Annotated in this window: 11 protein-coding genes; 5 read left to right on the top strand and 6 right to left on the bottom strand. The window is 68.2% G+C overall.

Annotated features, from left to right (window positions below; genetic code table 11):
* Nucleotides 1-86: 86 nt before the first annotated feature.
* The gene (locus DVH23_RS15265) at nt 87-1,145 is read right to left on the bottom strand and encodes a CNNM domain-containing protein (RefSeq protein ID WP_114578293.1); all 1,059 of its coding nucleotides are present in this window, start codon (nt 1,143-1,145) and stop codon (nt 87-89) included.
* Nucleotides 1,146-1,190: 45 nt separating this feature from the next.
* Nucleotides 1,191-1,721, bottom strand: coding sequence for a DUF6789 family protein (locus DVH23_RS15260; protein WP_224828655.1), 531 nt, complete (start codon nt 1,719-1,721; stop codon nt 1,191-1,193).
* 280 nt (nt 1,722-2,001) lie between these two features.
* Between DVH23_RS15260 and DVH23_RS15255 the strand changes: the two genes are divergently transcribed.
* Entirely contained in the window at nt 2,002-5,070 is a 3,069-nt protein-coding gene (locus DVH23_RS15255) for an FAD-binding and (Fe-S)-binding domain-containing protein (RefSeq protein WP_114578292.1), read from the top strand.
* 85 nt (nt 5,071-5,155) lie between these two features.
* On the top strand, nt 5,156-5,419 hold the full coding sequence (locus DVH23_RS15250) for a hypothetical protein (RefSeq protein ID WP_114578291.1): 264 nt from the start codon (nt 5,156-5,158) through the stop codon (nt 5,417-5,419).
* On the opposite strand, the gene DVH23_RS15245 is transcribed toward DVH23_RS15250, so the two are convergent.
* Nucleotides 5,420-6,457, bottom strand: a complete 1,038-nt coding sequence (locus DVH23_RS15245; RefSeq protein WP_114578290.1) for an Lrp/AsnC family transcriptional regulator — start codon at nt 6,455-6,457, stop codon at nt 5,420-5,422. It abuts the gene before it with no gap.
* Between the two features lie 118 nt (nt 6,458-6,575).
* Here DVH23_RS15245 and DVH23_RS15240 point away from each other — a divergent pair, with 118 nt between their 5' ends.
* Together DVH23_RS15240 and DVH23_RS15235 are read left to right on the top strand one after the other, a co-directional pair.
* Nucleotides 6,576-7,013 carry an SHOCT domain-containing protein gene (locus DVH23_RS15240; protein ID WP_114578289.1) on the top strand — a complete coding sequence of 146 codons (438 nt, stop codon included), beginning with the start codon at nt 6,576-6,578 and terminating at the stop codon, nt 7,011-7,013.
* A 115-nt stretch (nt 7,014-7,128) separates the two neighbouring features.
* Nucleotides 7,129-8,193, top strand: a complete 1,065-nt coding sequence (locus DVH23_RS15235; RefSeq protein WP_114578288.1) for an anthranilate phosphoribosyltransferase — start codon at nt 7,129-7,131, stop codon at nt 8,191-8,193.
* 7 nt (nt 8,194-8,200) lie between these two features.
* Here the strand turns inward: DVH23_RS15235 and DVH23_RS15230 are convergent, their stop codons facing one another.
* Both DVH23_RS15230 and DVH23_RS15225 read right to left on the bottom strand, forming a co-directional pair.
* Nucleotides 8,201-9,778: an acetolactate synthase large subunit gene (locus DVH23_RS15230; RefSeq protein WP_114578287.1), complete on the bottom strand. Its 1,578-nt coding sequence runs from the start codon at nt 9,776-9,778 to the stop codon at nt 8,201-8,203.
* Nucleotides 9,778-11,169, bottom strand: coding sequence for an NAD-dependent succinate-semialdehyde dehydrogenase (locus tag DVH23_RS15225; RefSeq protein ID WP_114578286.1), 1,392 nt, complete (start codon nt 11,167-11,169; stop codon nt 9,778-9,780). Before DVH23_RS15225 ends, DVH23_RS15230 begins: the two co-directional genes overlap by 1 nt.
* 198 nt (nt 11,170-11,367) lie before the next feature.
* Here DVH23_RS15225 and DVH23_RS15220 point away from each other — a divergent pair, with 198 nt between their 5' ends.
* Entirely contained in the window at nt 11,368-11,919 is a 552-nt protein-coding gene (locus tag DVH23_RS15220; protein WP_114578328.1) for a peptidylprolyl isomerase, read from the top strand.
* A 33-nt stretch (nt 11,920-11,952) separates the two neighbouring features.
* On the opposite strand, the gene lysA is transcribed toward DVH23_RS15220, so the two are convergent.
* A complete protein-coding gene (gene lysA / locus DVH23_RS15215) occupies nt 11,953-13,176 on the bottom strand; it encodes a diaminopimelate decarboxylase (protein ID WP_114578285.1) in 1,224 nt (407 codons plus the stop codon).
* Nucleotides 13,177-13,226: the final 50 nt, after the last annotated feature.

Raw genomic sequence — 13,226 nt, 5'->3', positions numbered from 1 at the left:
TCCGAGGAGATGGACGAGGGAGTGTCGTGGACCGCCCTCTCGAGGACGGCCGTCGAGAGTCGAGACCTGCCGCCGGGAAGAGAGACTTAGTCCAGCTGTTCGCGGTCGATGGGGTCTTCGATCTCGCCGACGACCTCCTCCAGGAGATCGGTGACGGTCACCAGCCCGACGACCTCGCCGTCCTCGATCACGAGCGCGAGCTCCTGGTTTTCGGCCTGGAACTGATCGATCGCGTCGCTGACGTCGGCGTCGGGCGACAGCGTCATCGGCGGCGTCGCGATCTCGGCGAACCCGATCTCGCCGGACGCGAGTTCCTCGCGGTGTTTGGCGAACAGCGGCGAGTAGATGACGCCCTCGAAGTCGGTCAGTTTCTCGCCGACGAGGGGGTACCGGGTCCGGGGGCTCTCGGCCATCCGTCGGACGTTCTCCTCGACGGAGTCGGCCGTCGAGAGGGTGACGATCTCCTCGGCGGGCACCATCACGTCACTGACGGGCTGTTCGCCGACGTAGAGGGCGTTCATCACCTCGCCACGGCGTTCCTCGCTCAGGTCGCTCTCCTCTAGCACCGTCCCGAGACTGTTTCGCAGGTCCGCCCGGGACTCGATGACCTCCGTCTCGGTCTCGGTCCAGGAGCCGGTCATCTCGATTCCGAACAGCCGGAGGGTCCCCTTTGCGACCCAGTCGCCGAACTTGATCAGCGGCGAGATCAGCCACGCGAACCAGTACAGCGGGCCCGAGCCGTACTCACAGACCTGCTTCGAGCGCTCGACGCCGAGGTAGGTCGGCGTCTGCTCGCCGTGGGTGAGGTGGACCATGTTGATGAGGAAGAAAGCGAGGAGGGAGCCGGCACCGATCGAGGCCAGCCAGGTGTTCTGGAAGAACGGCTCGAAGATCGCGGCCAGCCCCGGTTCGGCGACGATCCCGAGGGCGATGCTGGTCCCCGAGATCCAGATCTGACAGGTCGTCAGATAGATCTCGAGGTTGTCGGTCATCTCCCAGGCCCGCCGGAGTCCGGGGGTATCGAACTCGGACTCGGGATACTGTCGCGCCCGGGTGAGGCCGAACTCGATCGCGACGAAGTAGGCGTTGATCAGAATGAGCGCGACCCCGGCAAACAGCCGCGCACCGATCTCGAGGGGTTCCATCACCGGCCGGTACCGACCCGCGCCATAAATGAGTACGGAATCCGATCAGTTGCCGTCGTCGTACTCGTATTCGGCCTCGGGGTCCTCGACCCCCTCGGCTCGCGAGCCGACCCAGGCGCCGAGCGAGATCCCGTAGACGAGGTGGGCGGCGTGAAAGAGCGCGAGTTCGTCCGCCTCGAGTCTGATGTCGAGTAGTTCGTCGAGCATGACCTGCGAGCCGAAGGCCGACATGGCCATTCCGTAGACGGCGCCCCAGACGAGCCCGCGCTGTTCGGGCTCGATCGAGCGTTCGGACTCGAGCAGAGCGAACAGCCCGCCGAAGAGGGCGCCGCCGCCGACGCCGTAGGCGAGGTGCAAGAGGAGGCCCATCGCCGGGTGGTCCTCGGGCTCGCCGCCGCTTACGTACTGCGCCCAGAAGTTCGCCGAGGGCGGCAGCGACCGGAGGATCGGGAGCCGGAAGGCGGTCATGATCAGCGTCGCGACCAGGCCCGCCTGGAGCCCACGGGCGCTTGCGTACGCCGCGTGCTCGAGCCGCGAGCGTGCGGCCGGACGGTCGGAGATCGATCGGTCGGTCACGTTCGGGCCGACGGGAAGCGGGAAGTTAAGCCCCGGTCCGGCAGGGCCAGGTTTCGGCCGGCTCCCGCCGGGTCCCTGGCCGACGAACGACGGCCGGCCGGAACACCTACTCACGTAGGGGGTGGACTCGTGCGGGGTCGGAGCCAACTACGCGTGCCGTCCACCCGCGGACGGCGGCCCCGGGGGCGCACGTGGGAAAACGGGGCCACTCCGATTCTCCTCGCCGACGCTTCGGCCGCGAGCCGGGACCCTTTATGTCGTCGTTCCGCTAGGGCGAGCCATGGCAACGGAGCCCCGGGAGGACCCGGCCGACGACCGCCGGGCGAACTACGACTACGCGAGCGACGACGTCGACCGGCCGGCCCTGGTCGCCGATCTCGAGGACCGCGTCGAGGGCGACGTCCGCTTCGATTCCTATTCGCGGGAGCTGTACGCGACCGACGCCAGCGCCTACGAGCTGACCCCGATCGGGGTCGTCTTCCCCCGCTCGACTGACGATGTCGCCGCGGTCGTGGAGTACTGTGCCTACCGGGAGATCCCGGTGCTCCCACGGGGTGGCGGGACGAGCCTCGCGGGCCAGACCGTAAACCGCGCGGTCGTCCTCGATTTCACCCGGTACATGAACGACGTCGTCGCCGTCGCGCCCGACGACCGGGAGGCGACCGTCCAGCCCGGGGCGATCCTCGGGAGCCTGAACGAGCGCCTGGCGACCCACGACCTGAAGTTCGCACCCGATCCCGCCTGGGGCGACAAGAGCGCCATCGGCGGCGCGATCGGCAACAACTCGACGGGCTCACACTCCCTGCAGTACGGCAAAACTGATGCCTATATCGACTCCTGTGAGGTCGTCCTCGCCGACGGCACTCGCACGGAGTTCGGCGAGGTCACCCTCTCGGAGATCGCGAAGCGAGCGGACCCCGACGGCGACCTCGAGGCCCGGATCTACGCCGAGATAGAACGGATTCTCGAGGAGGACGCCGATGCGATCGGCGAAGCGTACCCCGACCTCAAGCGAAACGTCTCGGGGTACAACCTGGATCGGCTCGTCTGCGAGGCGCGGGGAGAGCCCCTGCCGGGCGACGAGGAGACCGGCGAAGCCGGCACGGTCAACCTCGCGCGCCTGCTCGCGGGCAGCGAGGGAACGCTGGCGATCGTCACTGAGGCGACCGTCTCCCTCGAGCCGGTGCCCGCGACGAAGTCCGTCGCCCTCCTCTGTTATGGCGGGCTCCACGAGGCGATGGCCGACGTCGAGAACGTCCTCGCACACGATCCCGCGGCCGTCGAGGTTCTCGACGACGTCCTGATCGACCTCGCGCGCGGGACCGCCGAGTTCGGCCCCGTCACCGGGATCCTCCCCGACGGCACGAACGCCGTCTTGCTCGTGGAGTTCTACGCCTCCGGCCCCGAGGAGGGTCGCGATCGGGTCGCCGACCTGCTCGCCGACCGCGTTCCCGATGCCGATCCCGAGGGAGAACCCGCCGAGGAGATCCCCGACGGCGGGGACCCGATCGCCGTCGATGCCCTCGAGGCCTACGACGCCGAGGAGCGCGCGACGTTCTGGAAGCTCCGGAAATCGGGGCTTCCGATCTTGCTCTCGCGGACGACCGACGAGAAACACGTCTCCTTCATCGAGGACACCGCCGTTCCGCCCGAATCCCTCCCCGAGTTCCTCGAGGGGTTCGAGGAGATCCTGGAGAGCTACGACACCTACGCGAGCTTCTACGCCCACGCCGGTCCCGGCGTGCTCCACGTCCGCCCCCTGATTAACACGAAAACGGAGTTCGGGCTCGACCAGCTCCACGGCATCGCCGACGAGGTGACCGACCTCGTGGTCGAGTTGGGGGGATCGGTGTCGGGCGAACACGGCGACGGCCGCGCCCGAACCCAGTGGAACCGGAAGCTGTACGGCGAGGGGGTCTGGGAGGCGTTTCGGGGGCTGAAGACCGCCTTCGACCCAGACTGGCTCCTGAACCCGGGCCAGGTCGTCTACCGCGAGGGCGACCCCACCGATCTTCGAGAACACCTCAGGTTTTCCCCCGACTACGAGTTCGAGTCGGGCTTCGAGCCCGCACTCGAGTGGGACAACGACAACGGGATGCAGGGGATGGTCGAGCTCTGTCACGGCTGTGGGGGCTGTCGGGGCGACCAGGAGACCACCGGCGGGGTGATGTGTCCGACGTTCCGGGCGAGCCGCGAGGAGATCACGAGCACCCGCGGCCGGGCGAACGCGCTCCGGTCGGCGATGGACGGCGACCTCGAGCCCGGGGAAGCGTTCTCCGACGAGTTCGTCGAGGAGGTGATGGATCTCTGTATCGGCTGCAAGGGGTGTGCGATCGACTGCCCGAGCGAGGTCGATATGGCGAAGCTCAAAGCCGAGGTGACCCACGAGTACCACCAGCGAAACGGCGCCACGTTCCGCGACGAGCTGTTCGCCCGCGTCGAGGAACTGTCGAAGTGGGGAAGCGCCCTGGCGCCGCTGTCGAACCTCGCGCCGAAGGTTCCGGGCGCCCGCAAACTCATGGAGGCGACCGTCGGGATCGCCACGGACCGATCGCTACCGACGTTCCACCGGGAGACCTTCGAGGACTGGTTCGACGAGCGCGGGGTAAGCGCCGTCGACCCCCACGAGGCCGACCGACGGGTCGTGCTCTACCCCGATACCTACACCAACTACTCCAATCCGGCGGCGGGCCGAGCCGCGGTCCGCGTCCTGGAGGCCGCGGGCGTCCACGTCGCGGTTCCCGACGTCTCCGACACCGGTCGGCCCGCGTTCTCGAAGGGCTTTCTCGACCGCGCTCGAGAGACCGCCGAGGAGAACGTCGATGCGCTCTCGCCGGCGGTCGAGGCGGGCTACGACGTCGTCGTCGTCGAGCCCTCCGACGCGGTCATGCTCCAGTCGGACTACCTCGACCTCCTCTCCGGGGAGGCCGTTCGGGAACTCGCCGCCAACAGTTATGGAATCTGTGAGTACGTCGATCGGTTCGACCTCGACGGCCGACTCGAGTTCGAGGCACCCGGGACGGCTCTGGCCTACCACGGCCACTGCCATCAGAAGGCCGCGGCGCGGGACCACCACGCCGTCGGCGTCCTCCGGCGGGCCGGCTACGCGGTCGACCCGCTGGACTCGGGGTGTTGTGGGATGGCGGGCTCCTTTGGCTACGAGGCCGAACACGCCTCGATGAGCGAGGCAATCGGGTCGGTGCTCTACGACCAGGTCGAGGCCAGTCCCGGCGAGCGGGTCGTCGCTCCCGGCGCGTCCTGTCGGACCCAACTCGGCGACCGTCCCGGAGCGGAGGCGAAACCGCCGACGCCGATCGAACTCGTCGCGGCGGCGCTTTCGGCGGAGTGAGACGCCCTCACCCGGGCCGACGCGTAACGCCGTAACGGGCCTATCGCAAGGTTAAAGGCCGGATCGGAGGGAGATACGAACAGGAATGCTCGAGCTACCCCTCCAGGCGATCGACAACGTCCTGCGCCAGTTCAACGTGGGACAGATCATCCTGGGCGTGTTCCTGTTGTCGATCCTGGGCGTCTTGCCGCTGAAGTCGATGAAGGTCGTCGGGCTCGTCCTCATCACCTTCGGCGCGGTCTTCCTGTTGTTGCCGACCTCCCTGGCCGGCGGGTCGATGCTGTTCCGGATCGCGGGCGTCGGCCTCGTCGTCGTCGGGCCGATGATGTACGCCGTCGCCGAGAGCTGATCAGTCGCCGACGAGTTCCTCGTAGCGCGCTCCGGTCTGTTTCAGCGTCTCCGTCGAGTGGAGCCGATCGTGGGCGACCGGCAGGTAGTCCGCGGCGAGTTCGTCGATCTTCTCCCCGACCGCCTCCCGGTCGCGGCCGTGGATCATCGTAAAGAGGTTGTACGGCCATCCCTGGTCGGGCCGGCGGGGGCGGTGATAACAGAGGGTGACGTAGGGAAGCCCGCCGGCGCGCTCGCCCCACTCCTCCAGACGGTCGTCCGGGACGTCCCAGACGACCATACAGTTGGCGGTAAAGCCCGTGACGACGTGGTTGACGACGCAGCCGACGCGCTTGATACAGCCCCGCGCGAGTAGCCCTTCGATGGCCGCCGTAACGTCGCCAACGGGGACGCCGAGTTCAGCCGCGAGCGTCCGGTAGGGGGTCGCCGAGAGCTCGAGACCCTCCTGGATCGCAAGGAGGAGTCCGGCCTCGAACGCCGAGAGGTCGCCCGCGGCCTCCTCCCCGACCTGCGTCGCGGCGGCGTCCGTCGTTTCGACGCTCTCGCGGGCGAAGCGATCGCCGTTGACGACGGGGAACTCGAGGTCGATGTAGAACTCCGTGTGCATCGGGAGGTCGAGGGCCTCGAGGCCGGTGCGATCCTCGATCCCGCCGACGATCCGCTCGCGTTCGGCGAGCGAGCCCGCGGTGACGACGAACCACATGTTCCAGGCGTGGTCCCGGCGGTAGTTGTGGTTGACCTGGCGGTAGCCGTTGACGACCTCCGCGACCCTCTCGAAGCGCTCTTCGGGGACCCGGAGGGCGGCGAGCGTCGAGGAGCCGATGGCTGGCGGGTTGAGCACGGGCCCGAACCGGCGGAGGACCCCCGCCTCCCGGAGGCGGCGGACGCGCTCGACGGCCTCGTCCTCCTCGATCCCGAGGTCGCGCCCGACGGCCCGGAACGGCCGCTCCTGGATGGGGAAGCCGCTCTGGTAGCCGTCGATCAGGGCGGCATCGACGTCGTCTATCTCGTCGCGCCAGTCGCGCGACAGCTCGTTCATTGGCCGATCTAGGGACACACGGCAGGTATCGCTTTCGGCTTTCGTCGGGGGCGACCGCCCGCCAGGCCGCCCCCGGCGCGAGGATAGTTTATAGTGGCCGTGCCGCCGAGAGGGAGGTATGGGGGACCGAGAGCGGCTCCGGGAGTTCGTCGCCGACGACCTCTGGCTGCTGATCGGGATCGTCACGTTCGGCCTCATCAGCCTCGCCGGGATGGCCGGACTCGGCGGGCTCGCGGGGGCGCTCTCGATCGTAGGCTGGTTCGTCCTCGCGCCGATCTTCCTGTTCTGGGGCGAGGAGATCGCGGAGATCCTCTTCGAGGACGAGGAGCCGTCGATGTCGGCCACGAGCGAGCGCGAGGACGACGCCATCGACGAACTCAAACGCCGGTACGCCGCCGGCGAGATCGACGACGCGGAGTTCGAGGCCCGCCTCGAGCGCCTCGTCGCCGTCGAGGATCTCCCCGAGGACCTCTTTGCGGACGGCTCTTCGCGAACGGACCCGATCGGGGACCGATCGACCGAGCCGGGGTCTCGCGAGCCCGAGCGCGAGCGATAGTCCTCGCCGTCGAACGCGGGGACTCTGCCGGTTCGGACGGCGGCGGAAACTGCCCGTTCGTCCGGAATTCGAACGGAAGCGGGACGCTTTTGCGGCCGCCGGCCCAACCCGGACCATGGCACACGCGACCCAGGAGTTCGGCGAGTGGCCGCTCACGCGGCTGATGACGGAGGTCGTCGGCTCGGGACACAAGTCCGCCGAGGACATGAGCCGCGAGCAGGCTCGTGAGGCCCTCCGGCGGATCCTCGCGGACGAACCCGACCACACGACGCTGGGGGCGTTCTGGCTCGCGAACCGCTGGAAGCGCAACACGCCCGAGGAACTCGCGGCCTACGCCGACGTCATGCACGAGGAGAGCGTTTCGAGTACCGCCCCCGACTGCGATCCCGTCGACTGCGGGGCGAACTACGACGGGAAACACACCTCGGCGCTGCTGGGCGTCGGTGCCGGCGTCGTCGCCGCCGCAGCGGGCACCCCGGTCGTGACCCACTCCGGGGACCGCGTGCCGACCCAGAAGGCGACCGCGTACAAACACGTGCTCGACGAGCTCGGCGTCCGGACCGACATAGAGCCCGCAGAGAGCGCGGAGATGGTCGACGAGACCGGCTTCGGCTTCTACTACCAGCCCGCGTTCAATCCCGGCATCGACGGCCTCCACGACCGGCGGGAGATGATGGGCGTGCGCACGTTCGTCAACACGATCGAGACGCTCGCGAACCCCGCCGACGCCGACGTCCACCTCGGCTCCTTTTATCACCTCGCGTTCGCGAAGAAGACCACCGACCTCGTCGCCGAGAGCGACCACGCCTCCTTCTCTCGGGTCATCATGTTCCAGGGAATGGAGGGCTACGACGACATCCGACCCGGCTACACGAAGGTCGCCGAGTGGTCTCCTGAGCGATTCGAGGACTACGAGATCGAGACGGGCGAGTACGGGATGGACTTCGAGGGCGACGATCTCGCCGTCCCCGACATCACGGCCGACTCGGCAGCGATCACCGAGGCGGTTCTCGCGGGCGAGCGCCACGACGAGTTCGCCGACGCGATCGCGCTCAACGCCGCGTTCAGGATCTACGCCCGCCGCGACGTGGACTCGCTCGAGGAGGGCCTCGAGACCGCTCGCGACGTCATCGCCGACGGGAGCGCCGAGGCGGCCTTGGAGGAGCTCCGGGCGTTCTGATACCCGGCTACTGGATCGGGATCTCGACGAGCGCCATCCGGTCGGACGGAATCACCTCCTCGAGAGTGGTCTCGACGTCCGCCCACGTCTCCGGGCGGTGGCCCTCGATGCCGAAGCTCTCGGCGAACCCCACGAAGTCGGGGTTGGTCAGTTCGGTCCCGAAGTGGCTGCCGGTGTGTTCGATCTGTTTCTCCGAGATGAGGCCGTAGTCGTCGTCGTTGAACACGATGACGGTGTAGCCGAGACCGAGCCGCGTCGCCGTTTCCAGCTCGGCCCCGTTCATCAGGAAGCCGCCGTCACCGGTCGCGACCACGACGTTGTCGTCGGTGGCGAGATCGGCGGCGATCCCGCCGGGGACCGCGATGCCCATGCTCGCGAGGCCGTTCGAAACGATACACGTGTTCGGCTCGTACGTCGGGAACGATCTCGCGATGGCCATCTTGTGGCTCCCGACGTCGGAGAGCAACACGTCCTCGTCGGCCATCGCGTCCCGGAGATACGGGAGCGTCCGCTCGACCGAGAAGGGATCCCCCGAATCGGGCGTCCGGCGGACGTCCTCGACGATCCGTTCTCGGGGGCCACGACACCAGTCGGTCCCCCAGGTCGCGTCGATGCGCGTTCGCAGGCCGTCGAGGACGGCCGAGATGTCGGCGACCAGTTCGACGTCGGGGTTGTAGTGGCGGTAGACCTCTGCGGGCTCGTGATCGACGTGAACGATCGTCTTGTCCAGATCGGGGTTCCACGATTCGGGGTCGTGTTCGGCGATGTCGTACCCCACCGCGAGCACGCAATCGGCCCGCTCGATCGCCGCCGACGCCTCGCCGTTCGGCCCGGAGTCGAGCGTCATCAGCGAGCTGTCGTTCCGGTCCGAGATCGCTCCCTTCCCCATGTACGTCGCGACGACGGCCATCCCGGCGTGTTCGACTAACTCCTGGAGCCCCGTCGCCGCGGGCGTTCGGACCGCGCCGTTTCCCGCCAGAACCACCGGCGTATCGGCCGCCTCGATGAGGTCTGCTGCTCGATCGAGCGATCGCGTCCCCGGATCCGGTCGCTGGACGTGCTCGCGTGGGGGAAGCGGGTCCGCGTCGAGTTCCTCGGCAGCGACGTCCTCGGGGAACTCGATGTGGGTCGCGCCGGGTTTCTCGTACTCGGCCAGCTTGAACGCCTTGCGGACGGATTCGGCGATGATCTCGGGGTCCGTGATCTGTGTGTTCCACTTCACCACCGACTCGAACGTGTCGACGATATCGAGCGCCTGGTGGCTCTCCTTGTGCAGGCGCTCGAGCCCGCCCTGACCCGTGATCGCAACCAGCGGCGACTTGTCGAGATGTGCGTCGGCCACGCCGGTGAGGAGGTTCGTCGCCCCCGGTCCCAGCGTCGAGAGACAGACGCCGGCCTCGCCGGTCAGTCGGCCGTGGACGTCGGCCATGAACGCCGCGCCCTGTTCGTGACGGACGGGGATGAACTCGATATCGGACGCCTGTAACGAAAAGAGGAGATCCTCGAGTTCCTCGCCCGGGAGTCCGAAGACGTACTCGACGCCCTCGGTTTCGAGACACTCGACGAGGAGGTCGGATGCCTTCATCACTCCACCGGCACGTCGGTGTCGGGCTCGTCCGTGAGCCAGACCGTCTTTCGGTTGGTGAACTCCTTGATTCCGTCCGCCGAGAGCTCGCGACCGTACCCGGACTCTTTGATCCCCCCGAACGGAACTCTGGGATCCGATTTCACGAGTTCGTTGACGTAGACACAGCCCGCCTCGACCTCCGTGGCGAGGCGCTCCGCCCGGTCGAGATCTGTGGTCCAGAGACTCGCCCCGAGCCCGAACTCGGTGTCGTTGGCCTTCTCGATGGCTTCGGACTCCCCGCCGACGCGGTAGACCGCGGCCACGGGGCCGAACAGCTCCTCGGTGTCGGCCGGAGACCCCTCCGGGACGTCCGTGAGAACCGTCGGCGGGTAATAGGCACCCTCCCGATCGAGCGGCTCGCCGCCGGTTTCGACGGTCGCTCCCGCCTCGACGCTCGCCTCGACCTGTTCGTGAAGCTCATCCAGGAGGTCCTGGCGAGCCTGCGGCCCCATGTCCGTCTCTTCATCCATCGGATCGCCGACCGCGAGCGAGTCGACGGCGTCGACGAACCGGTCGACGAACTCGTCGTAGACCTCGTCGACGACGACGAACCGCTTGGCGGCGATACACGACTGGCCGCCGTTCTGGTTGCGCGCCCACGCGCCGGTCGTCGCCGCGGCTTCGAGGTCGGCGTCATCGAGGACGACGTACGGATCGCTCCCGCCGAGTTCGAGCACCGTCTTTTTGAGGTTCTCGCCCGCCGTGGAGGCGATCGCTCGACCGGCCCCGCCACTGCCGGTGAGCGTCGCCGCCCTCACCCGCTCGTCGCCGAGGAGGTCCTCGATCTCGTCGGAGGAGATCAGCAGGGACCTGAAGACACCCTCCGGGTAGCCCGCCTCGCGAAATACCTCCTCGATGGCGAGCGCACAGCCGGGGACGTTCGAGGCGTGTTTGAGGAAGCCGACGTTGCCCGCCGTGAGATACGGCGCGGCGAACCGGAACACCTGCCAGAACGGGAAGTTCCAGGGCATCACGGCGAGCACCGGCCCGAGCGGTTCGTACACCGTCTTGGCCGTGGTTCCCGGGGGACTCGGGTGGTGATCCGCCTCGAGATAGCTACTCGCGTGTTCGGCGTAGTGATCGCAGGCCCACGCACACTTCTCGACCTCCGAGACGGCCTGCTCGATCGGCTTTCCCATCTCCTCGGTCATCGTCTCCGCGTACTCGCCTTTGTTCTCCCGGAGGACGTCGCCGGCGGCCGCGAGGAGGTCCTCGCGTTCGCGAAGCGGGCGTCGGCGCCACTCCTCGAACGCCGAAGTCGCGTCCTCGAGGGCCGTCTCCACCTCCGACTGGGTGTGTTCGTCGTACGAGTCGACCCGCTCGCCGGTCGCGGGGTTGATCACGTCCATGCGTCCGATTGACGGTCGCCGGGACCATTACTCTTCAGCCGGCAGCGGAGAGCGATGACCCTCGCGTTCGATCCGGGACGGACTCCCCACACGGTGGCCTCGCTCGCGGCCGTACTCCCCGTCGGCAGAATCGCCGGTACCCGTTCGGCCCCGACCGGGACCACCACGGTTTTCACCCGGCACGTCGTCGGCTTCCCCATGGCAAATCCGACAGCCACGCTCCACACCACGCACGGCGACGTCGAGGTCGAACTGTTCGAGGACCGTGCGCCCCGCACCGTCGAGAACTTCCGGAAGCTGGCCGAACACGAGCCGGCCGCCGACGCAGAGCCCGCGCCCGACACCGTCACCTGGGAGGACCCCGAAAGCGGCGAGATCCGCGGCGACGGCCTCTACAACGGCGTCGAGTTCCACCGGGTCATCGAGGACTTCATGATCCAGGGCGGCGACCCGACGGGGACCGGCCGAGGCGGTCCCGGCTACAGCTTCGATGACGAGTTCCACGACGAGCTCACCCACGACTCGCCGGGAACGCTCTCGATGGCGAACTCGGGACCCGATACCAACGGCTCGCAGTTCTTCATCACCCTGGCCGAGACGCCCCACCTCGACGGCCGCCACGCCGTCTTCGGCGAGGTCACCGAGGGGATGGACGTCGTCCGCGAGATCGGTTCGACGGAGACCGACGCCGAGGACCGGCCGACCGAGGAGATCGAGATCGAGTCGGTGACGATCCACGACGAGGACTGAGTCCGGAGACCCATTTTACCGGCCGCGACCGACTTACTGCTCGACCCGCGTCACGTCCTCCAGGCTCTCGCGCCTGCGGACGATCCGATCCTCGCCCGCTTCGAGAGCCACCTCCGCGGGCCGGGGCTGTGAATGAAACTGGCTCGCGAGTTCGTAGCCGTAGGAGCCGGCCATTCCGATCGCGAGAGTGTCCCCGCGCTCGAGGCGGGCGACCGGGCGGTCGTGGGCGAAGACGTCCGCGCTCGTACAGACTGGGCCGCCGACGGTCACCGGGTGGTGGTCGCGTTCGGGTGCGGTGACGTTCACCATGGGGTGGTAAGAGCCGAACATCGCCGGCCGGATCAGCGTCGCGAGGCTGGCGTCGATCCCGACGACGGTCGTGTCGGGGGCCTCCTTGATCGTGTTCACCGTCGAGAGGATCAGCCCCGCGTCGGCGACGACGTAGCGTCCGGGTTCTAACTTGAGTTGCGCGTCGATCTCTCCCACCGCATCGCGGACCATCTCGGCGGTTCGCTCCAGGTCGAGGGGCGGCTCGTCCTCGCGGTAGGGGACGCCGTAGCCGCCGCCGACGTCCACGAACTCGAGGTCGCCCACCCGCCGGGCCATCTCGCCGACCCGGGAAATGGCCCGGCAGTGCTCCGCCAATCCGTCGGTCAGCACGCCGCTGCCGGCGTGGGCGTGGAGCCCGACGAGGTCGAACTCCGCACGGACGCGCTCCGCGACTTCGGGCACCTCCTCGTAGGGGATTCCAAATTTGGCGTCGGCGCCGGTGGCGACCTTCTCGTGGTGGCCCGTCCCGATGCCGGGATTGATCCGGATCGCGATCCGGCCGTCGTACCCCCGTTCGGCGAGGCGTTCGAGCGTGTCCGTCGCGCCGATCGTGACCGTCAGTCCCGGGTTCTCTGCGCCGAGGTCGGTCGCGTAGTCGAGATCGTGGGCCGGCGGGTTGACCGCGGTGTACTGGAGCGTGTTCGGGCCCGCGCCCGCGTCGATCGAGCGCTTGAGTTCGCCCCAGGCCGCACACTCGATCGTTCCGCCGGCTTCGAGGACGGCTTCGAGGACCGCCCGGCCGGTGTGGGCCTTCGCGGCGTACATCACGCGAGCGTCGGGGAACGCGGCCGAGAACCGCCGATAGTTGGCCTTCACGCGGTCGAGATCGATCACGTACAGCGGGGTGTCGTACTCGTCGGCCAGGGACTCGAGACGATCGGTGTCCCAGTCGGCGAGCCGGCGAACGGCGGGCGAGGGGTCGGCCATTGGCGAATAAACGCGTAGGGCGGCTAACAAGGGTTCCGTTTCCGGGTGCG

The organism is Saliphagus sp. LR7, assembly GCF_003344565.1.
GTDB classification, from domain to species: Archaea; Halobacteriota; Halobacteria; order Halobacteriales; family Natrialbaceae; genus Saliphagus; species Saliphagus infecundisoli.
The sequence above is the reverse complement of the archived record's forward strand: the minus strand, read 5'-3'. Positions and strand labels throughout refer to the sequence as shown.